Below are 23,400 nucleotides of genomic sequence, written 5' to 3'. Positions count from 1 at the left end.
TAGCCAAGAACAAGAATGAAGCGTAGTAGTATACCTCATCCATTCGGATCTGAGCAGTCATAAACGTATGACTAGCATCAAACCTCTCTGTTATTAATTATGCGCCTTTTTGAATTAACTGGTAGTTGAACACAACGATTCCTAACCAAAAGCTGACAAATTTGAGTTAGAATGCGGACGCACAATGCTTATCATCAATCATGCTTATTCGACGACCTGCCGTGGGAGGAACTTTGGCAAGATACCTACTGACTTTATTGCTGCTTGCCAATACGGCAGCTTATGCTGCTGACGATCAAGACACTGAAGATACCTCGCCCACGCATTTTAAAAGTGAAGTTGGCTTAGGCTTTACCTCACTAGCAGGCAACTCCGATTCACAAACCTTAAATGCTAATTACAATCTGGAATACATCAACGGACGTTACAAAACCGATGCCGATACCAGTCTGTTAATGGCGAAGAAAAACGGTGAAGAAGATAAGCGTAAAATCTCGACCAATCTAAAATCCCAAATGATGATCCGAGATGGTTACTACCTGTATGCCAATGGTAGTTATATTGATGACCGTTATGGTCCTTACTATGTGGATTCTTTAGTCTCTGCCGGTATCGGTTACCGCTTATTTAGCTACGAGACTTTCCAAACCTTGATCGATATCGGTCCGGGCTTTCGTCACCAAGATCCGAATCTGGATGAAATCGATGGTGATATTGTTAAGCCTGAAGTGGTGAATGAAGGGGTATTACAAAGCTCAGTCACCATGTCGTGGAAGCCACTGAAAACCTTAACACTGGACAATAAAATCAATGTGGTCGCAGGTAAAAGTAACACCACAATCCAAAACGATTTATCTGTCACTAATTCCATTACCGATAATCTAGGCTTAAGTGTTGGCTTTAACTACACCTACTACACTTGGGTACCAGCTAACATGAAGAACTTCGATTCCAGTACAATTGTCAGCCTGATTTATAGCATGTAATCAGTACGAGACAGCTGAAGATTTCCCGAAATGCAGATACAAAAAAACCAGCCCGAAGGCTGGTTTTTTTCTATTAAAGCTAAAAGCTATTACTCTGCAGCAACAACGTTTAGTTTAACAGTTGCGAATACATCAGAGTTTAGCTGAACGCTAACTTCGAATTCGCCAGTAGTACGTAGTGCACCTTCAGGTAGACGTACTTCGCTCTTAACTAGTGAAACGCCAGCTGCAGTTACAGCGTCAGCGATGTCACGAGTACCGATAGAACCGAATAGTTTACCTTCGTCACCAGCTTTAGAAGCAATTACTACTGCTTCTAGTGCGTTTAGTGCTTCAGCGCGAGCTTGAGCAGCAGCTTGTTGCTCAGCAACTTTAGCTTCTAGCTCTGCACGACGTGCTTCGAACATTTCAACGTTAGCTTTAGTTGCCATTACTGCCTTAGCTTGTGGGATAAGGAAGTTACGAGCGTAGCCAGCTTTAACGTTAACTTGGTCGCCAAGGCCACCTAGGTTAGCGATTTTATCAAGTAGAATAACTTGCATTATCTTGTCCTCTATAAAAGTCTAAAAACTACTACCGATTACTGATGCTTGTCAGTGTATGGTAGAAGTGCTAGGTAACGAGAACGCTTGATAGCGCGAGCTAGCTGACGTTGGTATTTAGCGCGAGTACCAGTGATACGGCTAGGTACGATTTTACCAGCTTCAGTGATGTAGTTTTTTAGAGTTGCTACGTCTTTGTAGTCAATCTCTTGTACGCCTTCTGCAGTGAAACGGCAGAATTTACGACGACGGAAGAAACGAGCCATGGGCTATCTCCTGATCTAAATTATGTCAATGTGATCGGCATGCAATACTAATTTACCAATGCCATTTCGGCCGGTTTGATAAGAAATAAAACCTCCTACCTTAACATTGCTTCCGATAGCTAAATCTTGAGTGAGTACTTGTTGACCGTTGCCGCTGACTACCACGTTAATATAACAATATACTTGACGTGGTAAGCCGGCTTCCTGTTGTATCGAGCGATGCTCAAGCACAAAGTGACAATGAGAAATGCCCGCAGGAGATTGGCTTCGTTTGGGTTCTTTAGCAATAGTGCCAACTAACTCCAGACGATTGGTCATTGATACAAATTACTCAGCAGCTGCTTCGCCTTCAGATTGTGCTTCTGCACGATCTTCACGCTTAGTGAAACGCTCTTCTTTAGCCTTCATCATTGGAGATGGCTCAGTGATAGCGCCTTTAGTACGCATGATCATGTTACGGATCACTGCGTCGTTGAAGCGGAAGTTTGACTCAAGCTCGTCAACTACAGACTGCTCAGCTTCAACGTTCATTAGAACGTAGTGTGCTTTGTGCAGTTTGTTGATTGGGTAAGCCATTTGACGACGACCCCAATCTTCTAGACGGTGAATTTGACCACCAGAATCTTTGATAGCAGCAGTGTAACGCTCGATCATGCCAGCAACTTGCTCGCTTTGATCAGGGTGCACCATGAATACGATTTCGTAATGACGCATTGGTTGCTCCTTACGGATTATTCAGCTTCCCTTAACGGCTCGGTTATCCTGGGGAAGCAAGGAACTAAAAAAAAGAACCGAGAATTTGGACAACGGATAGTACAGAGAATGATCAACCGAAGCAAGACAATTCTACTCAACCTACCGAGGTTTTTACGCTCAGCTGGCAAGTTATCTTGACTGTTTGTACAGACCAACAAAAACACCCTTATCCAATCACTTGAACAAGGGTGTTTTATTACGCTCACTCACTCTTGGTGAGTAGCAATATTCTTAGCTGCGCTGACGTACGGCTTCAAATAAGCAGATACCAGATGCCACAGAAACGTTAAGGCTTGATACCGAACCCGCCATAGGGATTTTGATCAAGTCATCACAGGTTTCACGGGTTAAACGGCGCATACCTTCACCTTCCGCGCCCATTACGATAGCAAGAGGGCCAGTTAGTTTGCTGTGGTAAATATCATGTGTCGCTTCACCTGCTGTACCCACAATCCACACGCCTTTTTCTTGTAGTGCACGCATGGTACGCGCCAAGTTCGTCACACGTACTAGCGGAACAATTTCAGCTGCGCCACATGCTACTTTACTTGCAGTCGCGTTAAGCTGTGCTGAGCGATCTTTTGGTACCACAACAGCAATTGCACCTGCAGCATCGGCATTACGTAAACACGCACCTAGGTTATGCGGATCGGTTACGCCATCTAGGATCAATAGCAGCGGGTTTTCTTTACCAGCAAGCAAGTCATCAAGATCGTTCTCGTTGTATTGTTTACCAGGACGAACACGGGCAACGATACCTTGGTGAGAAGCACCTTTCACTTTGTCATCAAGAGCTTTACGACCAGCTTCTTGAATCGTAATACCTAGCATTTGTAGCTCGTTGATCACAGGCATTAGACGTTCATCTTGACGGCCTTTTAGCGCAAACACTTCAATAAAGCGCGCTGGATCAGAAGCTAATACGGCTTTAACGGCATGGATGCCGAAAATCATTTCATTACTCATGAGTTACTGTTCTTCTTTGCTGCTCGTTCTGCTTTACCTGCACGCGATTTTTTCTTCTTACGTGCTTTCGTCGGTTTTCTTTTTCGCTCTGTGGTCGGCTTTTCATCCGACTTACCGCGCTTTTTCTTCTTCGGCTTTTTCTTCTCGTCAGCCAAAGGAATAGCGCCTTCTTTTAACTTTTTGCGTACCGATGAACGTTCGCGTTTTGCTTCAATGCGCTCTTCAGGTTTCGCTTCACCGCCTTCCACTTTATACACTTTCATGCTTTGACGACGAAGACCATCGGCTTTACGTAAACGCTGCTTTTTCTCACGACCTTTCGCCGTTTTACCTGCACCACGTTGTTTACGCTCTGAGCCAATAATATCAAAGTCAATTTGGCGATCATTTAAGTTAATTGATGCGACTTTCACTTTGACGGTATCGCCTAAGCGATAAACAACACCTGAGCTATCACCCACCAGACGCTGACCAATTGGATCATACTGGTAGTAATCGTTCGCAAGGTTTGAAATGTGTACCAAGCCATCAATGTTCAACTCGTTTAAGCGCACAAAGAAACCAAAGCCCGTCACATTGGCAATCACGCCTTCAAATGCATCACCTAAGTGATCTTGCATGTATTCACATTTTAGCCAATCTGACACATCACGGGTTGCATCATCAGCACGACGCTCGGTCATCGAACATTGCTCACCTAATGCATCTATTTCATCAAATGAGTAATGGAAACCACCGGTTGCAGTACTGCGACCAGTATTACCTGCTTGCTTAGCAATTAAGTATTTAATCGCACGGTGCAAGGTTAAATCTGGATAACGACGAATTGGCGAGGTAAAGTGCGCGTATTCAGTCAATGCCAAACCAAAGTGACCAATATTGTCACCTTGATAAACTGCCTGCTTCATTGAGCGTAACAGCATGGTTTGAATTAATTCACGATCAGTACGCTCTTGGATTGCATGCGCAAGCTCTGCGTAATCTTTTGGTGTTGGCTCTAAACCACCACCAAGTTGTAAGCTTAGCTCACCTAGGAAATCACGAAAGCCCTGTAACCGCTCTTCTCCTGGTGTATCGTGAACACGGTACAATGCAGGTTCTTTGGCCTTTTCAACAAAACGTGCTGAAGCAATGTTTGCCAAAATCATACATTCTTCGATGATCTTGTGAGCATCGTTACGCACTGCCGGCACGATACGATCGATCTTACGATCCGCATTGAAGATGAACTGGGTTTCTACCGTTTCAAATTCAATCGCACCACGCTCTTCACGTGCTGATTTCAGCACTTTATACATGCTGTACAGCTCTTCAAGGTGCGGCACTAATGGCTCATAACGAGCACGTAGCTCTTCATCACCGTCCAACATTTTACTTACTTTGGTGTAAGTTAAACGGGCATGTGAATTCATTACCGCTTCGTAGTGCTTGTAGCCTGTTAGCTCACCGGTTTCTGAAATGTTCATTTCACACACCATACACAAGCGATCCACTTGTGGGTTCAATGAACATAAACCGTTAGATAGCACTTCAGGCAACATTGGGATCACTTGCGATGGGAAGTAAACCGAGTTACCACGCTTCACCGCTTCGTTATCTAAAGCTGATTTTGGACGAACATAGTAGCTCACATCAGCAATCGCAACCCATAAACGCCAGCCACCATCGGTGTTGCGCTCACAGTAAACTGCATCATCAAAGTCACGTGCATCTTCACCATCAATGGTTACTAATGGTAATTGACGTAAATCCACACGACCTTGTTTCGCTTCCTCTGGCACTTCTTCAGTCAGATTTTTAATTTCTTTTTCAACTTCTGACGGCCATTCATGAGGAATATCATGGGTACGTAATGCGATATCAATTTCCATACCCGGTGCCATGTTTTCACCCAGTACTTCAACGATGCTACCTACTGCATTATGTTGACGTGTTGCGCGCTGATTGATCTCAACTACCACTACATTACCCATACGTGCACCTAAACGGCCATCTTTTGGGATAATGATATCTTGCGCAATACGAGAATCATCAGGTACAACATAGCCCATGCCGTCTTCTAAGAAGTAACGGCCAACAATTTGTGCTTTGGTTTCTTGCAGCACTCGCACTACACGAGCTTCTTTACGACCGCGCTTATCTTCGCCTGCCGCTTGCGCCAAAATGTAATCGCCATGCAATACACTGCGCATTTGGTGATTAGGTAATAACAAATCGTCATCTTTACCTAATGAACCTTCTGGACGTAAAAAGCCAAAACCTTCACGGTGGCCAATCACGTAACCTTTGATCAAATCAAGACGCTCCGGCAATGCATAACATTGACGACGCGTGTAAATTAATTGGCCATCACGCTCCATCGCACGTAAGCGACGGCGTAAGCCTTCATAGTGGTCATCACCTTCTAGCTTAAGCTCAGCAAACAACTGGTCACGACTCACCGGGGTACTAAAACCACGAATCACTTCTAGTAAATGTTCACGGCTTGGGATCGGGTTTTCATAATTAGATGCTTCGCGATCGCGAAAAGGGTCGACCGGTAAATCGGTAGTACCTTTAGACATAAATTTTTCCTGTAGGCCAAGCTATACCTGAAGTATATCTGGCTCTTAGGTGATCAGACGGGAACAGCCTTAATAACATTGCTGTTCCACTAAATTTTGGGAGGAATAAACAAACTGAATATATACCAAATGATCAACTATCACTGGTTAGAGCTATTTAACAAATCCAGCAAGGGGGCGTTATCTTCCACCAAACTTAACAAAGTATGGCGATCTAACTCGGCTAAAAATGCTTCTCGTGCATTTGCCAATATGCCCTTTAATCGACACGCAGGTGTTATATGACAAAAGTCAGCGCTGCAATTAACAATTTGTAATGGCTCGATAGCACGCACAACATCACCAATAATGATCGCTCTTGCTGGCATACCTAAACGAATACCGCCATTCTTTCCGCGTACCGTTTCAACATAGCCAAGTTGACCTAATTTATTGATAATTTTAACCATATGGTTACGTGACACATTATACGTTTCAGTCACTTTTGTAATACTTGCTAATTCGCCTTCGGGCAAAGATGCAAGATATATCAAGGCGCGTAGGCCATAATCGGTAAAACTGGTTAACTGCACAATCGTCCCTCCTGCTGTTATTTTAATCTTCTTATTGACTAAAAGATACAGATCAGATACAACTTATAACATATATTATAAATACACCTTTAAAGGAAGCGCTCATGCTTAGTCAAAAAACGATCGATATAGTGAAAGCAACAGCCCCTGTCATTGCAGAAGCAGGCCCTGTTGTTACACAGCATTTTTATCAACGTATGTTTAGACATAATCCCGAGCTAAAAGACATTTTTAACATGAGCAACCAACATGCTAGCGATGGCAATATTGCCTCTCGTCAGCAAGAAGCGCTATTCAATGCCGTATGTGCCTACGCTAATAACATCGACAACCTCGCTGTACTACTACCTGCCGTTGAAAAAATTGCTCATAAGCACACCAGTTTTTTGATCACTGCAGAGCAATACGACATTGTTGGGACTCACCTATTGGCGACCATTGATGAACTGTTATCACCAGGACAAGAAGTGCTTGATGCATGGGGTGAAGCTTATGGGGTGCTAGCAAATATCTTTATTAATCGTGAAGAAGAGATCTATCAAGAAAATAACAATAAAGAAGGTGGCTGGCGTGGTACTCGTGAGTTTATCGTGACCAACAAACAGCAAGACAGCGAACACATTACCAGCTTTACCTTTAAGCCAGCTGATGGCGGTAAAGTGGCGAACTACAAACCGGGGCAATACTTAGGGATTTACCTCAATGCCGATGAGCTAGAAAACCAAGAAATTCGTCAATACAGCTTATCTTCAGCACCGCAAGACGATCAGTACCGTATTTCAGTTAAACGTGAAGCCCAAGGTAAGGTCTCTAACTACCTACATGATCATATTAATATTGGCGATAAAGTCATGTTGGCAGCACCAGCTGGTGACTTCTTTTTGGAGGTTGATGATAAAACACCTGTCACCTTACTATCAGCAGGTGTCGGATTAACCCCAACCCTTTCAATGCTTGAATCATTAACCGAACATCAAGCGTCAGTTAACTGGCTACATGCTACTGAAAATGGCGCACAACATGCTTACAAAAAACAGGTTAAAGCCCTAGCAGAAAAACATACCCACATCCAAGATCTGACTTGGTATAACACACCACTAGATACTGATCTGCCAGCCGAAGATTATGACTACCAAGGACTCATGGATCTTAGCAAAGTGGCTGCACAGCTTGCTGATGATAAGATGCAATTCTACTTCTGTGGTCCTGTTGGCTTCATGCAAAGCATCGCTAAACAATTACTAGCATTAGGCGTTAGCGAAGATCGTATTCACTACGAATGCTTTGGTCCTCATAAGGTTTTGTAATTCACCTAAAGTACACCTTAAGCCAAACAAAAAAGCACAGCTTATGCTGTGCTTTCACTATCTTGAACAATTGAAACCATACTTACCATAATGTCGAGCGTTGTTTGGCTCGGGCAATGATATTCTCAGGCATTCTTTGCTCTAATCGATGGCGCAAGTTTTTAAGCTGACGATACAAGGATTGGTTGTCCGTTGTGGTTTGATACAGCCAGCGATAGGCATCTTCATAATCCAATGGACTACCATGATCTGATACCAATAGCTCAGCTAATTGCAACCTTGCTTTAATATTACCCAGTGCTGCCGCCTCTCGAAGATAAGGGATAGCACGCTCTCTATCTTGCTGCAGTAAAATACCACGAGAGTAATAACGTCCTAACTGCTCCAAGGCAACTGGCGATCCTTGCTGCGCGGCTTCACGCATGTAATACAAGCCTTGTTCAATGTCTTTCGGGACACAAACGCCCCACGCTAACATATCACCATATAAAAACTGATAAGACGGTGATTCAACTCGCTCGGCGCGGGCTTTAATATCTTGTACTAATTGGCAATCATCTGCTTTTACCTTTTGCAGATGTTGATTGGTTGCAAATAACTTGATGAGTTCGTCATCGGTATAAACAGGTACAGCATCACCCACATCATTTAATGCATAAGCTGAAGGCAGCAATAAATGGCTGACCAAAAGCAATATTGGAAGCTTCGTCATTATCATGATCTCAGGTTAAGGAATATCCCTTTATCGACGTATAATCAAAAGACTTTAGCTAACTTCTTTCTCACCGTGATGATCTTGCTCCCATAATTTCAGCGTTATGCTTCATCTGTGCAACAGATATAAAAAAAACCAGCTCGAAAGCTGGTTTTTATCAAATTCACATCAGTGATTATTCACCGTATGGGTGAACCTTGATGATTGTCTCGTTACGGTCAGGACCTGTAGAGATAATATCGATTGGCACACCAGTTAGCTCTTCGATACGAGCGATGTAATCTAGTGCAGCTTGTGGAAGCTCTTCTAGTGATTTAACACCGAAAGTCTTCTCACTCCAGCCTGGCATTGTTTCATAAACAAGCTCTAGACCTTCGTACTCGTCAGCAGCCATTGGAGATACTTCTAGGATCTCGCCAGTCTTAGTCTTGTACGCAGTACAGATTTTTAGCTCTTCTAGACCATCTAGTACGTCTAGCTTAGTTAGACAGAAACCAGAGATAGAGTTGATTTGTACCGCACGACGCATAGCAACAGCATCGAACCAACCAGTACGACGTAGACGACCCGTTGTTGCACCAAACTCGTGGCCAACAGTACCTAGGTGCTTACCTACTGGATCTTGCTTGTCTAGACCATCGTATAGCTCAGTTGGGAAAGGACCTGCACCAACACGAGTACAGTAAGCTTTCGCAATACCTAGAATGTAACCTAGGTGACGAGGACCGAAACCAGAACCTGCAGCAACACCACCAGCAGTTGTGTTAGAAGAAGTTACGTACGGGTAAGTACCGTGGTCGATATCAAGCAGTGTACCTTGTGCACCTTCGAACATGATCTTGTCGCCACGTAAACGTGCGTCATCAAGTTCTTTAGTTACGTCGATAACCATTGAAGTTAGGATATCAGCTTGTGCCATCACACCTTCAAGTACAGCTTCGTAGCTTACAGGCTCAGCATTGTAGTAGTGCTCAAGTTGGAAGTTGTGGTAAGCCATCACTTCTTTAAGCTTCTCTGCAAACGCTTCTTTATTGAAAAGATCGCCAACGCGAAGACCGCGACGTGCAACTTTATCTTCGTATGCAGGACCGATACCACGACCAGTTGTACCGATAGCTTTTTTACCACGAGCTGCTTCACGTGCTTGGTCAAGAGCAATGTGGTAAGGAAGAATAAGTGGACAAGCTTCTGACAGGAATAGACGCTCACGAACAGGGATACCACGCTCTTCTAGTGGACCCATTTCTTTCATAAGTGCATCAGGAGAAAGCACAACACCGTTACCGATGATGCATTTAACATTGTCTCGTAGGATACCTGATGGGATCAGGTGAAGAACAGTTTTCTCACCGTCAATAACTAGGGTGTGACCAGCATTGTGACCGCCTTGGTAGCGAACCACATATTTTGCATCTTCGGTCAGTAGGTCAACGATTTTACCTTTACCTTCGTCACCCCATTGGGTGCCAAGAACGACTACATTATTTGCCATCTTTCTTCATCTATCAGTAGTTAAAAAGGGATTCTAGCACCTTAACATTCACCTTGCAGTCATTTTTTAGCCATATGGAACATTTCTGCAAGCTAACTGTCACGATTGTGTGCTTATGTATTTTACATCTGTCTATACATCATATACGCAATAACAGTTCCTGCAACGACTAAACAGCCGCCAATACGTCGCAAAGTATTATCATTTTGTTGGCTTAACTGGCTAACCATTTCTCGCCAGCCGCGAGGTGCCAATAATGGACCAAGCCCTTCAACCACCAACACAAGCCCTAATGCCATCCAAATTGTGTTCGACATGCTCTTTTTATTCCATAAAAAAAGACAAGGCCGAAACCTTGTCTTTACAATCACTTATATCAGTTCTGATACGTTAGTTTGCTTTAAGCTCTGAATGATTCATGTACTTAAAGAATTCATTGTTAGGATCAACAACTAATACATCGTTCTTCGAGTTGAAACTCTTCTCGTAAGCTTTTAGTGAACGCCAGAAGCTGTAAAACTCTGGGTTTTGACTATAAGCTTTAGAGTAAATCTCAGCCGCTTTCGCATCCGCGTCACCACGGATAACCTGTGCTTTACGCTTCGCTTCAGAAAGAATTGTTGCCACTTCTAACTCTGAACGTGCACGTAATTCTTCAGCACGTTGACGACCTTGAGAGCGGTAACTACGTGCAACCGATTCACGCTCTGCGCGCATACGGCGGTAGATAGACTCACTGATCTCATCCGGTAAGTTGATTTTCTTAATACGGAAATCAACCACTTCAATACCTAAATCTTTCGCGCTATCGCGGGTTTCATTAAGTACGTCTTCCATGATTTGATCACGTTGACCTTCAACTTCTTTAACCGGTACTACGCCTTCAATCACATCTAATGCAGCTTGAGCTGCTTTCGTTTGTGCAACATCAGACTTATCTTTCGCAGCATTCGCACCGCTATCTTTACCAGAAACGATCTGCTTAATTTCTTTCGCACCGATTTCAGCACGTAGGCTATCAACAACTTTACGCTTTAACAGTGTTTCAGCAGTCGATGTATTACCACCACCTGTTGCTAGGTAGTATTTGCCAAAATCTTTGATACGCCATTTAACATAGGTATCAATGATTACGTCTTTTTTCTCAGCTGTTAAGAAACGGTCAGCTTGATCATCCATGGTTTGGATACGTGCATCAAGATCGTGTACACGGTCAAACACAGGCACCTTAAAGTGCAAACCAGGTTCGTAAATACGAGCTACTTCAGTATTGTTATCTTTTAAGATACGACCGAAACGCACCACGATACCACGCTCGCCTTCCTTCACCACAAACATTGACATCAATAATAGAGCAATAAAAATCACTACTACTGGGATCATTAACTTACGCATAATTAATATCTCCCTTGACGGCCAGTTTCAGCTCGTGGAGCTGGTGCGACTGGAGCTGGAGTTTCCACTTTTTCTAACTCAATACCATCTAATCTGTCTGAACTACCTTGCTGCTTCACCGCTTGGTTAGACTGACTCATCAGTTTATCCAATGGGATATACATCATGTTGTTGCTATCGCCAGATTTAGTATCGATCAATACTTTGCTTGTGTTGCTGTAAACGCGTTCCATGGTATCTAGGTATAAACGCTCACGTGTTACGTCTTTAGCAGCTAGGTATTGAGGTAGCAACTTATCAAACTGTGCTACGTCACCCAGTGCGCCATTAACCACGCGCTCAGAATAACCTTCCGCTTCGTTCTTCAGACGCTCAGCACGACCCGTTGCTTTTGGCAAAATGTCGTTACTGTAAGCTTCTGCTTCACGAACGAAACGCTCTTCATCTTCTCGCGCTGCAATCGCATCATCGAATGCATCTTTCACCGCTTCTGGCGGACGCGCAGATTGGAAGTTCACATCAACAACACGGATACCCATGTCATATTTTGCAATGATTTTATCAATCGCCGCTTGAGTATTCGCACGGATTGTTTGACGACCCGTCGTCAATGCCTGATCCATGGTTGAATCACCAATAACAGCACGTAATGCTGAATCTGTTGCTTGGCGCAAACTGTCATCGGCATTTGTCACGCTAAACAGATATTTTTCTGCATTATCAACGCGGTACTGAACATCCATTTCAACTTTCAATACGTTTTCGTCTTTCGTTAACATCAAACCGGATGCACGAAGAGAACGAATTGCCTGAACGTTGACAGGAATAACTTCGTCGATAAAGGTTGGTTTCCAGTTCAGACCCGGTTGAACTTCTTTCTCTACTTTACCAAAACGTAGCACAACACCTTGTTCTGCTTCGCCGATAGTATAGAAACCAGAAAAACCCCAAACTGCCGCTGCTAACACAGCTACAGCTCCCAAGCCAACAGCACTACCGCTGCCACTCGGTCCTTTTTTATTTCCAAACACACCACCGACTTTACGACTTAGTTTTGAAAAAACTTCATCGAGATCAGGTGGTCCTTGTTCACGTCCACCGCGATTGTTATTACCCCAAGGGTCTTTATCATCACGGCCGCCGTTGTTTCCAGGCTCATTCCACGCCATTATAGAACTCCATCAATATGATATGACGACAGTTTTTATTACTCTAGCAATCCATTAAGCAACGATAAAGTCATCTAACGAAGTACTTTCTCTTTTTTGTAACCGAGACCATTCCGCCAAAGGTAAACGAATATCAATCATCAGATAACCATCTGATTCATATTCTTCTCGCAAAATGCATCCAAGCTGATAAAACTTACTGCGAATACGACCAATCATCTCAGGTGGAATACGCAAAGTATGCGCTACCATCGTGCCTGATAGACGCTCGGTTAATGCTTGGAACAACAAGTCGATGCCTTGTCCTTCCATGGCTGAAACCCAAACGCGACGAGGAACACCTTCATCATCTCGTTCAATACGCGGTTCAGCGTGCTCTAAGTTATCAATCTTATTCATGACAACCAGCGCTGGTACTTCACCTGCGTCGATTTCTTCTAATACCGTTTCTACCGCTTCAATGTTTTCACGAAAGCGATCATCACTCGCATCAACTACATGAAGCAACAGATCTGCTTCTTGCGTTTCTTTTAGGGTAGCTTTAAATGCTGCCACTAGATCATGGGGAAGATGTCGAATAAAGCCCACGGTATCTGCCAAAATAGCAGTACCCACATCTGCGACTTCAATTTTACGTAGTGTTGGATCTAGGGTTGCAAACAGTTGATCGGCGGCGTAAACCCCCGCATCGGTGATCCGATTGAAGAGTGTTGATTTACCTGCGTTGGTATATCCCACTAATGAGATCGTTGGAATTTCTGCACGATTACGTGCTCGTCTTCCCTGATCACGCTGTTTAGCCACTTTCTCTAAACGACGTAGAATTGTTTTAATTCGTTCTCGCAATAAACGTCTATCTGTTTCCAGCTGCGTTTCACCAGGTCCACGCAGACCAATCCCCCCCTTTTGTCTCTCAAGGTGAGTCCAACCACGAATCAATCGGGTTGAGATATGACGTAACTGTGCTAACTCAACTTGCAACTTACCTTCATGGGTACGTGCACGTTGGGCAAAAATATCTAAGATCAAACCTGTTCTATCAAGTACACGACATTGACAGATTTGCTCCAAGTTACGCTCTTGAGCGGGAGACAAGGAGTGATTAAAGATAACGATGTCAGCTTCCGCTGTTCTTACCGCGTCGGCAATTTCCTGCGCTTTACCTTCACCCACATAATACTTAGGGTGCGGAGTCTTACGGCTACCTGTTACAACATGTAGTGTATTGACTCCAGCCGAGGAGACCAGCATTTCAAATTCGCTGAGATCTTCCCATTCCCCTTCTTGCGTGAAGTTAATATGGACAAGAATCGCCTGTTCACCAGCTTCATAACGGTCAAACAAGCAATTAACTCCTTATGGAAGAATATTATTCTTCAGTTTTTTCTGGTCGCTCAGCACCTGCTGGACGATCACCTGCATGGTGGTGATTTACTGGACGAGCAGGAACCACTGTTGAAATCGCATGCTTGTATACCATTTGGTTTACGGTGTTTTTAAGTAGGATCACAAACTGATCAAAAGACTCAATTTGGCCTTGTAGTTTGATACCGTTTACCAAGTAAATAGAGACCGGAATTCGTTCACGACGCAGCGCATTTAAAAACGGGTCTTGCAGAGATTGCCCCTTAGCCATTATTTCTTTTCCTTATTTGTTTGTAGTTGTATTAGCAACGAACAAAAACTAAAAATACGCAAAGCAGTTCAGAGTATACACGTTAATTAAACATCACATCTAACTGAGTTTGTGACTGTTTGTAACGCGAAATCCACATCACTACTATCCAACCAGGTCAAATCTTTCCAACCGCGAAGCCAGGTGATTTGACGCTTTGCCAATTGACGGGTAGCACAGATACCACGGAACACCGCTTCATCTAAGTCATAATTCCCGTCCAAATATTCCCACATCTGGCGATAACCAACACAGCGGATAGAAGGAAGTTCTAGGTGAAGATCACCACGCTCGTGCAACGCACGCACTTCCTGCTCAAAACCTGCCTCGATCATCTTATTAAACCTAAGTTCAATGCGCTGATGCAGTACAGCCCTATCCATGGGAGCTATTGCAAATTGGTGAACCTTGTAAGGTAAGGATTCACCTTGAGTTTTTGTTAACTCAGTTAAAGTTTTACCCGAAATACGGAAAACTTCCAATGCACGAGACAATCGCTGAGGATCATTTGGATGAATTCTTGCGCCAGCAACAGGATCAATCCTTACTAATTCATCATGTAATGCTTGCCATCCAAACTCAGCCGCATCTCGTTCAATGCCTGCGCGAACCTCAAGATCTGCTGCAGGTAAAGGCGATAAACCTTCCAATAAAGCCTTGTAGTACAACATAGTACCACCAACTAATAAAGGAATTCGCCCTGCTGCAACTATATCAGCCATTTCTTTCAGTGCATCAGCACGGAAGTCTGCAGCCGAATAACTTTGCGCTGGATCACGAATATCGATCAAACGGTGTGGTGCTAATGCAAGTTCATGCGCATCAGGCTTTGCTGTACCGATATCCATCCCTTTGTAAATAAGGGCAGAATCAACACTTATCAACTCAACTGGCAGCACTTCTCGTAAACGGATCGCTAGATCCGTTTTACCTGATGCTGTTGGTCCCATTAAAAAAATGGCTTGAGGTTGTGGCTTAGTCATAGTATTTAAATGCTTCTATTGCTACTTGCATATCTACCGGTCGAAGTAACTGGCTTTGATGTTCTGCCAATTGCTCTCCCCATAGTTGCTCTAATTCAGAGACTAGCTGGATCGCTTGCGACAAACTGTAATTTGTCACTGTGCTAATACATTGTTCAGCTAACCAATTTAATAACTTGCCCCACCCTTGGGCTTCTTGATCTTCACTGACCGCCAGCAGATAGGTTAACAAATTTGGGATCAACTGTTGAAGGTTTTGCTGCCTTAAAGGCATACAAACAGACATAATTATAATGCCATTTTTTCCTTTTGCTTTCAGTTGAATACCAAGTTGCTTAAGTAACGTAGCATGTTGCTCGGCACACGCAATTAAATCACGCTCTACCGGAACGGATAATGGGATCAGCAAAGGCTGTGGTTTTAACCCTTCCGTCTGAGCTAAACGAAACTGTCCGGTGTAACGTAAATGCTCTGCTTTATCTAACGAAAGTAACACCACTTGCGGATCTTGATGCATCAATAAATAACGCTCATTGACCAAACACAATGCTTTACCTAACCCTGTTGCTTTACCACCAATAGCATTTTGCTTCACTGATGCCACTGGCTGCGGGGCTGTGGCTTGCCACTCACGACGGGGCTCTGCAACATGAGATTCCGAAGGTCGAGTTTCAGGTGTAGTCTGTTGTGTTTCCGCTGGCGCTTCAGTTTCTAATAGCTGTTGATACGCTTTAATCTCTGCAGGTGTAGGTCCTTCCGGTTGTACTGGACGGGATGAAGATGCCGCTTTAGCTTGGCTTGTAGCTGCATAGCTTCGACTTTCATAACTACTGCTACGAGATTCACCTGTATCACGATCATAACGACGAGACTCTCGTTGCGATGATTGATAAGGCGTTGAATGAAAAGTACTATCGGATTGAGAGCGCGCAACAATACTTGGAGACGATTCCCTGCCAGTATCATATTCATCAACATAAGCAGCTTGTGATGATACTTCGCTTTGCCACTGTGCTGCTGGCAACTTATTAGGATAATCCGGCGTTGCGTCAATAGCTTGTGCTACACGCTGTGTGACTTGCGATAATGGCTCAATCACCACGCCATCTTCATCCACTTCTATACTGTGCGCACTCGCGCGAGTAGGTGATTGATAATGGTGTTGGTCTTCTTCTAACGCACCTTGTTGGAGCGCACTTTGCAAAGCTTGGTAGATAAAATCATGCACCAAACGCGCTTGATGAAAACGAACTTCGTGTTTAGCTGGGTGCACATTGACATCCACTTGATGCGGATCGACATCAATATAAAGCACGTATGCGGCATATTGATCGGCTCGTAAGCTCGATTCATACGCCTGACGGATCGCATGATTGATCAGCTTATCTTTCATCATCCGCCCATTGACATAACAATACTGAATATCATTCTGTGCACGCGCACCTTGTGAGCTACACACCCAACCAGAGAGTTTTAAATCACCATGCGCTAATTCCACCACCAGAGCATGCTGTAAAAAGCCAGAGCCACAAGCTGTGGCTAAACGACGCTCTTTTTGAATATCCGTTTGTGCCGCGCGATATTGACGAATGATCTTGCCGTTATGACGCAACGTGATAGCAACATCAAAACGGCTTAATGCGATACGTTTGATCAATTCATCAATATGATTAAATTCGGTTTTTTCTGTTCTTAAAAACTTACGGCGAGCTGGCGTATTGAAGAAAAGATCGAGAACTTCTAGGGTTGTCCCTACCGGATGAGCGGCAGGTTTTAGCTGCACTTCCATATCTCGCCCTTCAGCATAAGCTGACCACGCTTCTTCTTGCGCTTCAGTGCGCGAAGTTAAGGTTAAACGAGAAACAGAGCTGATACTGGCAAGCGCTTCACCCCGAAAGCCTAAGCTTACGATCGCTTCTAGATCATCAAGGGTAGTAATTTTGGAGGTGGCATGACGGCTAAGGGCAAGACTGAGTTCGTCTTTAGGGATCCCTTTTCCATTATCACGAATACGAATAAGCCGGCTGCCACCCTTTTCGATATCAATATCGATCCGAGTTGCACCGGCATCTAAACTGTTTTCAACAAGCTCTTTGACTACAGAAGCAGGGCGTTCAACAACTTCACCCGCTGCAATCTGGTTAGCCAGCCGAGCGGGTAAAATCTGAATCGGCATAATTAACTTCTTGGAATGATTAGCGTCTGTCCTACAGCTAGTTTATCAGAACGTAGCTTATTCGTTGCACGAATAGTTGCAACTGATACACCATATTTATCCGCAATCTTACTCAAAAACTCACCACGCTGAACCTTATGGTGCACGTATTTAGGTGCAGGTACTGCAATTTTCAGTTTCTGTCCAAGCATGACATTATCTGATTTAAGGTTATTGAGCTGACGGATGCTACTCATGGTAACACCATATTTCTGTGCAATCTTACCTAAATACTCACCACGCGCCACTTTATGCACAACAACTTTTGTCGAAGCCGATGACTTCACACTTGATGTCGATTTTGCAGCGGTGGACGGGGTAGCGGCCTTAACCGGCGCCGAAGTCGACGCCGTTTTAATGTTACTTGGAATAATCAACACTTGACCAATATTCACTGAATTTGATTTCAGGTTATTCGCTGCCTTGATTGATGCCATCGATACCCCGTATTTCTGCGCAATCCCACTCAGAGATTGACCTGAGGTCACTTTGTGTTTACTGCCTTTGCCTTTCAGGCGTGACGCAAACAATGTACCTTCCGGTGGATTCGCTTCAAAATACTGTAGTACGCCTTTGTACACGGCATTCGCTAATTGGTTTTGGTGAGACGCAGTATTCAGTAAGCGCTCTTCCGTTGGGTTCGTAATAAAGCCCGTTTCAACCAATAACGATGGAATATCCGGTGACTTTAAAACAGCCAAACTTGCGTACTGTGGTGATGTTTTATGTAGACGTGCCACTTTTCGTAATTCACGAAGCACACGGCTAGCCACATCGTAACCTTCTTTTTGCGAGTAGCTAAACTGCAAATCAAGTACTGCACGACCAAGGTACTTATCTTTGGTGTTGTTTGACAATACATCACCACCACCAAGTAGCTCTGATTGTTTCTCGCTTTGCTCTAACCAACGACCAATTTCAGTATTCGCACGACGTGTATTTAATACCCATACAGATGCGCCACGAGGTTGCGGTTTCGTAAAGCCATCAGCGTGAATAGAAACTAAAAGTAGGGCTTTATTCTTACGCGCAATTTCAGAACGCTTACCTAGCGGAACAAAGTAATCACCGCGACGCGTTAATACCGCACGCATACCTGTTGTGGCATTAATTTTAGCAGCCAACTTTTTCGCTACCGCTAATGTCACATTCTTTTCGTATTTACGTGTCGGACCAATAGAACCAGGATCATCACCACCGTGACCGGCATCGACAGCAACCACAATATCTGCAGTACCTGATGGCATTTTCGCTAAGTTATTGGCGGTCGCTTGCTCTTCTGCTTTCTCTTCTTTAGCGCCGACAGTTTTCGCACTACCATTTGGAATGTCTAAAACCAGACGGTATCCGTAGTTGCCTGTTGGCGACAAAGAAAAGATTTTCGGCGTTACACCACGCTTAATTTCAAAAACCAGTCGTGTAGCCCCTTTTTCAGGCGCAGTACTTTTACGAACCTTGGTTAAAATATCGCTTTTATTAACGGTAATAGGCAGTTTAGTTTTAATTGAGGTGTCTTTTAAATCCACCACTAAACGAGAAGGCCCCGCTAACGAGAAATGAGAATAATCCGCCTTGCTTTGCAGATCTAACACAACACGTGTTTCATCTGGTGCAGGCCAAATTCTCACTCCCTTTAGTTCATTTGCAAAAACGGAGGTTGAACTAACTAACCCTGCTCCTACGACAAGGAGCTTTAAATACGTCCGTAACGCCATCCTAATTAACTCAACTTCAAATGATTGATCAATGTTGCGCCGTATTCCGTCTTAGCGCGGATCAATACTTTCCTCTGCTCACCGTGATAACACATTTCTAATTCAAGATCAGGTTGAGGTAATAACCCTTCCCCTTTTTCAGGCCACTCCACTAAGCAAATAGCATCATGGGTGAAATAATCACGAATTCCCATAAATTCTAATTCTTCAGGATCTGCAAGGCGATACAAATCAAAATGATACACTTGCCAAGGAGCAAGATCATAAGGTTCAACTAGAGTATAGGTTGGACTCTTAACATTACCTTGATGACCTAACGCACGAATGAAACCACGACTAAATGTGGTTTTGCCTGCGCCCAGATCGCCATGAAGATAAATCGTTGTTTGTTGCGTACAGGCTTTAGCCAGCTTAAGGCCAAAATCTACAGTTGCCTGCTCATCAGCAAGAAAAGTTTCAAATGTTTGCATGGTTTTTATCTTGGATTGATTAGTTGACGAATAAACGGAAATAAATCGGATGCCAGCATACCACGCTCTCCGCTTTGCGCACACAAATCTGCAGCTTGAGCATGGATCCATACACCGGCATAGGCAGCTTCAACCAAGCTTAACCCTTGACCAAGCAAGGCACCTATAATACCTGATAATACGTCTCCCATCCCGCCTGTCGCCATACCTGGGTTACCGCTCGTGCATACCCACAATGTTTCACCATCGTAGATCAGTGTGCCAGCCCCTTTTAGCACCACCACACCACCGTAGTTTTGTTGCAACTGCTTGATCGCAGAAAAGCGATCCGCTTCGATATCCGCAACAGACACATTCAATAACCGCGCCGCTTCGCCCGGATGAGGCGTAATAATGCGATTCACTTTAAAATCTGGCGCACTTGCCAATAAGTTAATCCCATCCGCATCAACCACACAGGGCTTATTGGTATGATGACAACTAGCAAATAAGGCTTTGCTCCATGGCGACGTGCCAAGTCCAGGCCCCAACACTAAAACATCAGCCCAAGCTAATCTGTCACAGACTTCATTTGACTCTTCTTGCCAACCTACCGCCATTATCTCAGGTCTGGCAGTGACAATTGACAATACATTGTCAGGTTGTGTCACAACCGCTGTAAGCCCAGCACCTGTACGGGCACAAGCCTCCGCACATAGCCTTATCGCCCCCGCCATACCATGAGCTCCCCCCACACATAACACGCGCCCATAAGAGCCTTTATGTCCAACACGAGAGCGAATGGGTAATAACGGAAGTACCATAGCAGCGGTAACATGCCATGCAGATGGATGCGTTATTTGAGATAAATCTTCACCGACATCGAGAGATGAAAAATAACGCTCACCACAATATTGTGCGGCTTGCCCTGTTACCAATCCCTGTTTAAAACCGATAAACGACAATGTTTGTGAAGCTTTAATCACCTCTCCAGACACTGCCCCTGTATCAGAACACAAGCCTGAAGGTACATCGACAGCAATAATAGGTGTTTTTTGCTGGTTAATCCAAATGATACGCTCAGCAATATCTAAACGAGGCGCGCCATAAATACCAATTCCGAGTAAGGCATCAATGATTAAATCATACTGTTCAATGGGCAGTTCTTTAATCGTATTGCCGCCATTAGCAAGCCAGCGCTGTCGAGCCTTTGTCGCATCAGGCGATAAACGCTCAACCTTTTCCATCTCCCAAACAGTAACGTTCAGTCCTGCTTGCTGTGCTAATCGCGCAACGACATAGCCATCACCGCCATTATTTCCTTTACCACAGCACACCAATAGCGCTGAGCATTGGGGATACAACGAACCAATAAGCTCAAAGACAGCTTGTCCTGCTGATTCCATTAATTGGTACAAAGTGATCGCATGTTGCGTAGCAAGCTGTTTTTCACCCTGTTTAACTTGCTCTGAAAGATACAAGGCTTGAGGAATAGAATTGATAACCTTCATGGGTAATGACCTTTTCAACCTAGCAGCAACTATACTGAACCCAAAATAAGAATAGTTAATTTTATTTGTCTAATTCCTTCACTTCTGAGGTAACTCTCCCATTCTCCTGTCGTAGCTCCCCCTATGATCCCAACAGGAATATGCTAGAATGCGCCCCCTTTCATTTAGCGCAATACAGAGCTCGGTTATGACTATCGATTATCAACAGCTTGCTGATCAAATCAAAACTTGGGGACAAGAGCTTGGCTTTCAGCAAGTCGGCATCAGCGATATTGATTTGTCACAACACGAAGCAGAGCTACAGCGCTGGATCGATGCTGGTTATCACGGTGAAATGGATTGGATGGCACGCCATGGCATGATGCGTGCGCGCCCTGCAGAACTGTTACCGGGAACCATCCGCGTGATCAGTGTGAGAATGAATTACCTTCCACCTGATGCTGGTTTCGCTCAAACCTTAAAGCAACCACACAAGGCCTATATTAGTCGATATTCATTAGGTCGTGATTACCACAAATTGATCCGCAACCGCCTAAAACAACTAGGCCAACGTATCGAACAAGTGGTTGGTCAATTTGGCTGTCGCCCTTTTGTTGATTCAGCGCCAATATTAGAACGTCCTTTAGCGCAAAAAGCGGGACTAGGGTGGACAGGGAAACACTCACTGATCTTAAACGAGCAAGCAGGTTCATGGTTCTTCTTAGGCGAGTTATTGGTAGATATTCCGCTGCCTGTTGATATTCCAACCGAAGAGCAATGCGGTAAATGCATAGCTTGTATCACCAGTTGTCCAACCGGAGCGATTGTCGAAGAAGGGGTCATCGATTCACGTCGTTGTATATCATATCTCACCATTGAGTTTGATGGCGTGATCCCAGAGCAATATCGCACTGCAATGGGCAATCGTATTTACGGTTGTGATGATTGCCAACTTGTATGCCCTGTTAATCGTCATGGTCAACTAACCAATGAAGTTGACTACCATTGTCGAGATAGCTTATATCAACAAGATCTGCTTACCTTATATGCGTGGGATGAAAAAACCTTCTTAAAAAATACCGAAGGCTCCGCGATCCGCCGTATTGGTCATATTCAATGGTTAAGAAATATCACCATTGCACTGGGTAATGCCCCTTATCAATCAGAGATCATTGAAGCACTTTCAACACGACAAGGTTTAAGTGATTTACTCGACATTCATATCGAGTGGGCATTAGAGCAACAAGAGCTCAAAAAAGTGGAAAGTGAACGAGAAATATTACCGACTAAAACCAAACGCTTAGTACGGATCATCGAGAAAGGATTACCACGAGATGCATAAGTCACACGGGGGATATGTGGAAAACTTTTAAAGGGCGGTAAATATTATGGGGATAGATAAAGATTAAACACAGGGAGTGGATAACATAATTAAGATAGTTATCCCAAAGATGCATACCGAAGAAAAACTGTTGAAAAGTCGGTATAAACATGCGACTTAACCATTTAAAACAAACAGTTACGCCATTAATAAGTCACTGTGAATAATGTTAATTAAACAGCATTCAAATAACATTTCAAAGTTACTCACATATCATCAGCACATCTAATCAACCAACTTACCCACAGAAATAATAGTGTGGATAACTCTGTTAATTCTATTGTGATATAACGGTGAAATACTACGCTAAACTGAGATTAATGAACCAACTTAAAGCGATTTAAGCTCAAAGCTGTACAGCAATGCGGTATCAACATTACTGATTTATAACCATAACTAAGGAAAAGAGCGTACGCCTTTACAGCGTGATAAAACAACACATACTTTGTATTTTTCTGAGACAGCAAAACAACCTTATAGAAGGTTGCGATACAAAATAAAAGATGTTGTCGAAGCCGATCGCTTCTAAGTGGGCTTCGTAGTCGAAACTAGAAACACTTGAAGCAGTACACTGATGATATCGGTAATCGAATACCCCAGGAATACTACATTAGGACTATTACTTCACAGCAATAGTTCATCGAACAAGTCGATGATGAACTCAACCTGTTGGTTAAGCATAAAATTGGAGCGACACACGAGGTTCGAACTCGTGACCTCAACCTTGGCAAGGTTGCGCTCTACCAGCTGAGCTAGTGTCGC

General features: G+C 43.9%; 22 protein-coding genes and 1 tRNA gene. 3 read left to right on the top strand and 20 right to left on the bottom strand.

Annotated features, from left to right (window positions below):
• Window positions 1-233 precede the first annotated feature (233 nt).
• A complete protein-coding gene (locus tag E5A76_RS04265; protein WP_008986102.1) occupies window positions 234-986 on the top strand; it encodes a DUF481 domain-containing protein in 753 nt (250 codons plus the stop codon).
• 89 nt (window positions 987-1,075) lie between these two features.
• Here E5A76_RS04265 and rplI read toward each other — a convergent pair whose 3' ends face one another.
• The 7 genes from rplI to nsrR all read right to left on the bottom strand — a co-directional run bounded on the left by rplI (window position 1,076) and on the right by nsrR (window position 6,652).
• A complete protein-coding gene (gene rplI / locus E5A76_RS04260) occupies window positions 1,076-1,528 on the bottom strand; it encodes a 50S ribosomal protein L9 (RefSeq protein WP_008986101.1) in 453 nt (150 codons plus the stop codon).
• A 38-nt stretch (window positions 1,529-1,566) separates the two neighbouring features.
• The gene (gene rpsR, locus E5A76_RS04255; RefSeq protein ID WP_002539422.1) at window positions 1,567-1,794 is read right to left on the bottom strand and encodes a 30S ribosomal protein S18; all 228 of its coding nucleotides are present in this window, start codon (window positions 1,792-1,794) and stop codon (window positions 1,567-1,569) included.
• 15 nt (window positions 1,795-1,809) lie between these two features.
• The gene (gene priB, locus E5A76_RS04250; RefSeq protein WP_053986426.1) at window positions 1,810-2,112 is read right to left on the bottom strand and encodes a primosomal replication protein N; all 303 of its coding nucleotides are present in this window, start codon (window positions 2,110-2,112) and stop codon (window positions 1,810-1,812) included.
• 9 nt (window positions 2,113-2,121) lie between these two features.
• Window positions 2,122-2,508 carry a 30S ribosomal protein S6 gene (gene rpsF / locus E5A76_RS04245; protein WP_053986427.1) on the bottom strand — a complete coding sequence of 129 codons (387 nt, stop codon included), beginning with the start codon at window positions 2,506-2,508 and terminating at the stop codon, window positions 2,122-2,124.
• 273 nt (window positions 2,509-2,781) lie between these two features.
• Window positions 2,782-3,516: a 23S rRNA (guanosine(2251)-2'-O)-methyltransferase RlmB gene (rlmB, locus tag E5A76_RS04240; RefSeq protein WP_008986098.1), complete on the bottom strand. Its 735-nt coding sequence runs from the start codon at window positions 3,514-3,516 to the stop codon at window positions 2,782-2,784.
• Window positions 3,513-6,080, bottom strand: a complete 2,568-nt coding sequence (gene rnr / locus E5A76_RS04235; RefSeq protein ID WP_161118193.1) for a ribonuclease R — start codon at window positions 6,078-6,080, stop codon at window positions 3,513-3,515. Before rnr ends, rlmB begins: the two co-directional genes overlap by 4 nt.
• Before the next feature lie 140 nt (window positions 6,081-6,220).
• Window positions 6,221-6,652: a nitric oxide-sensing transcriptional repressor NsrR gene (nsrR, locus tag E5A76_RS04230; RefSeq protein ID WP_053986430.1), complete on the bottom strand. Its 432-nt coding sequence runs from the start codon at window positions 6,650-6,652 to the stop codon at window positions 6,221-6,223.
• Between the two features lie 104 nt (window positions 6,653-6,756).
• Here nsrR and hmpA point away from each other — a divergent pair, with 104 nt between their 5' ends.
• Complete coding sequence (hmpA, locus tag E5A76_RS04225; RefSeq protein ID WP_161118192.1) at window positions 6,757-7,959, top strand: NO-inducible flavohemoprotein; 1,203 nt, start codon at window positions 6,757-6,759, stop codon at window positions 7,957-7,959.
• 82 nt (window positions 7,960-8,041) lie between these two features.
• On the opposite strand, the gene motX is transcribed toward hmpA, so the two are convergent.
• The 12 genes from motX to E5A76_RS04165 all read right to left on the bottom strand — a co-directional run bounded on the left by motX (window position 8,042) and on the right by E5A76_RS04165 (window position 21,278).
• Window positions 8,042-8,680: a flagellar protein MotX gene (gene motX, locus E5A76_RS04220; RefSeq protein WP_392397302.1), complete on the bottom strand. Its 639-nt coding sequence runs from the start codon at window positions 8,678-8,680 to the stop codon at window positions 8,042-8,044.
• 169 nt (window positions 8,681-8,849) lie between these two features.
• Window positions 8,850-10,166 (bottom strand): adenylosuccinate synthase, encoded by a 1,317-nt coding sequence (locus E5A76_RS04215; RefSeq protein WP_008986093.1) that lies wholly within the window; start codon window positions 10,164-10,166, stop codon window positions 8,850-8,852.
• 122 nt (window positions 10,167-10,288) lie between these two features.
• A complete protein-coding gene (locus tag E5A76_RS04210; protein ID WP_008986092.1) occupies window positions 10,289-10,483 on the bottom strand; it encodes a DUF2065 domain-containing protein in 195 nt (64 codons plus the stop codon).
• Between the two features lie 73 nt (window positions 10,484-10,556).
• A complete protein-coding gene (gene hflC / locus E5A76_RS04205) occupies window positions 10,557-11,561 on the bottom strand; it encodes a protease modulator HflC (RefSeq protein WP_008986091.1) in 1,005 nt (334 codons plus the stop codon).
• A gap of 2 nt (window positions 11,562-11,563) precedes the next feature.
• Complete coding sequence (gene hflK / locus E5A76_RS04200) at window positions 11,564-12,730, bottom strand: FtsH protease activity modulator HflK (RefSeq protein ID WP_161118191.1); 1,167 nt, start codon at window positions 12,728-12,730, stop codon at window positions 11,564-11,566.
• Between the two features lie 54 nt (window positions 12,731-12,784).
• Window positions 12,785-14,074: a ribosome rescue GTPase HflX gene (gene hflX, locus E5A76_RS04195; protein ID WP_008986089.1), complete on the bottom strand. Its 1,290-nt coding sequence runs from the start codon at window positions 14,072-14,074 to the stop codon at window positions 12,785-12,787.
• A gap of 25 nt (window positions 14,075-14,099) precedes the next feature.
• Window positions 14,100-14,366, bottom strand: a complete 267-nt coding sequence (gene hfq / locus E5A76_RS04190; RefSeq protein ID WP_008986088.1) for an RNA chaperone Hfq — start codon at window positions 14,364-14,366, stop codon at window positions 14,100-14,102.
• An 86-nt stretch (window positions 14,367-14,452) separates the two neighbouring features.
• A complete protein-coding gene (gene miaA / locus E5A76_RS04185; RefSeq protein WP_161118190.1) occupies window positions 14,453-15,388 on the bottom strand; it encodes a tRNA (adenosine(37)-N6)-dimethylallyltransferase MiaA in 936 nt (311 codons plus the stop codon).
• Window positions 15,381-17,564 (bottom strand): DNA mismatch repair endonuclease MutL, encoded by a 2,184-nt coding sequence (gene mutL, locus E5A76_RS04180; protein WP_161118189.1) that lies wholly within the window; start codon window positions 17,562-17,564, stop codon window positions 15,381-15,383. The genes miaA and mutL overlap by 8 nt, the downstream gene beginning before the upstream one ends.
• Window positions 17,565-17,566: 2 nt before the next feature.
• A complete protein-coding gene (locus tag E5A76_RS04175) occupies window positions 17,567-19,318 on the bottom strand; it encodes an N-acetylmuramoyl-L-alanine amidase (RefSeq protein WP_161118188.1) in 1,752 nt (583 codons plus the stop codon).
• A gap of 5 nt (window positions 19,319-19,323) precedes the next feature.
• Window positions 19,324-19,788: a tRNA (adenosine(37)-N6)-threonylcarbamoyltransferase complex ATPase subunit type 1 TsaE gene (gene tsaE / locus E5A76_RS04170; protein WP_008986084.1), complete on the bottom strand. Its 465-nt coding sequence runs from the start codon at window positions 19,786-19,788 to the stop codon at window positions 19,324-19,326.
• 5 nt (window positions 19,789-19,793) lie between these two features.
• Window positions 19,794-21,278, bottom strand: coding sequence for an NAD(P)H-hydrate dehydratase (locus E5A76_RS04165; protein WP_161118187.1), 1,485 nt, complete (start codon window positions 21,276-21,278; stop codon window positions 19,794-19,796).
• A 187-nt stretch (window positions 21,279-21,465) separates the two neighbouring features.
• Between E5A76_RS04165 and queG the strand changes: the two genes are divergently transcribed.
• Window positions 21,466-22,599, top strand: coding sequence for a tRNA epoxyqueuosine(34) reductase QueG (gene queG / locus E5A76_RS04160; RefSeq protein ID WP_161118186.1), 1,134 nt, complete (start codon window positions 21,466-21,468; stop codon window positions 22,597-22,599).
• Between the two features lie 725 nt (window positions 22,600-23,324).
• On the opposite strand, the gene E5A76_RS04155 is transcribed toward queG, so the two are convergent.
• Window positions 23,325-23,400: transfer RNA gene (locus E5A76_RS04155), tRNA-Gly, on the bottom strand.

Origin of the sequence: Photobacterium lucens (genome assembly GCF_009873615.1) — a bacterium.
Lineage (GTDB): Bacteria > Pseudomonadota > Gammaproteobacteria > Enterobacterales > Vibrionaceae > Photobacterium > Photobacterium lucens.
This window is presented reverse-complemented; position numbering and strand designations above follow the sequence as displayed.

Excerpts from the sequence above, each read along its gene's own strand:
- rpsR (WP_002539422.1), bottom strand. The coding sequence starts at position 1,794 with ATGGCTCGTTTCTTCCGTCGTCGTAAATTCTGCCGTTTCACTGCAGAA.
- rnr (WP_161118193.1), bottom strand. The coding sequence starts at position 6,080 with ATGTCTAAAGGTACTACCGATTTACCGGTCGACCCTTTTCGCGATCGC.
- E5A76_RS04215 (WP_008986093.1), bottom strand. The coding sequence starts at position 10,166 with ATGGCAAATAATGTAGTCGTTCTTGGCACCCAATGGGGTGACGAAGGT.
- hflK (WP_161118191.1), bottom strand. The coding sequence starts at position 12,730 with ATGGCGTGGAATGAGCCTGGAAACAACGGCGGCCGTGATGATAAAGAC.
- mutL (WP_161118189.1), bottom strand. The coding sequence starts at position 17,564 with ATGCCGATTCAGATTTTACCCGCTCGGCTGGCTAACCAGATTGCAGCG.
- E5A76_RS04175 (WP_161118188.1), bottom strand. The coding sequence starts at position 19,318 with ATGGCGTTACGGACGTATTTAAAGCTCCTTGTCGTAGGAGCAGGGTTA.
- tsaE (WP_008986084.1), bottom strand. The coding sequence starts at position 19,788 with ATGCAAACATTTGAAACTTTTCTTGCTGATGAGCAGGCAACTGTAGAT.
- E5A76_RS04210 (WP_008986092.1), bottom strand. The coding sequence starts at position 10,483 with ATGTCGAACACAATTTGGATGGCATTAGGGCTTGTGTTGGTGGTTGAA.
- rlmB (WP_008986098.1), bottom strand. The coding sequence starts at position 3,516 with ATGAGTAATGAAATGATTTTCGGCATCCATGCCGTTAAAGCCGTATTA.
- queG (WP_161118186.1), top strand. The coding sequence starts at position 21,466 with ATGACTATCGATTATCAACAGCTTGCTGATCAAATCAAAACTTGGGGA.
- rpsF (WP_053986427.1), bottom strand. The coding sequence starts at position 2,508 with ATGCGTCATTACGAAATCGTATTCATGGTGCACCCTGATCAAAGCGAG.
- miaA (WP_161118190.1), bottom strand. The coding sequence starts at position 15,388 with ATGACTAAGCCACAACCTCAAGCCATTTTTTTAATGGGACCAACAGCA.
- hflC (WP_008986091.1), bottom strand. The coding sequence starts at position 11,561 with ATGCGTAAGTTAATGATCCCAGTAGTAGTGATTTTTATTGCTCTATTA.
- E5A76_RS04165 (WP_161118187.1), bottom strand. The coding sequence starts at position 21,278 with ATGAAGGTTATCAATTCTATTCCTCAAGCCTTGTATCTTTCAGAGCAA.
- priB (WP_053986426.1), bottom strand. The coding sequence starts at position 2,112 with ATGACCAATCGTCTGGAGTTAGTTGGCACTATTGCTAAAGAACCCAAA.
- hmpA (WP_161118192.1), top strand. The coding sequence starts at position 6,757 with ATGCTTAGTCAAAAAACGATCGATATAGTGAAAGCAACAGCCCCTGTC.
- rplI (WP_008986101.1), bottom strand. The coding sequence starts at position 1,528 with ATGCAAGTTATTCTACTTGATAAAATCGCTAACCTAGGTGGCCTTGGC.
- hfq (WP_008986088.1), bottom strand. The coding sequence starts at position 14,366 with ATGGCTAAGGGGCAATCTCTGCAAGACCCGTTTTTAAATGCGCTGCGT.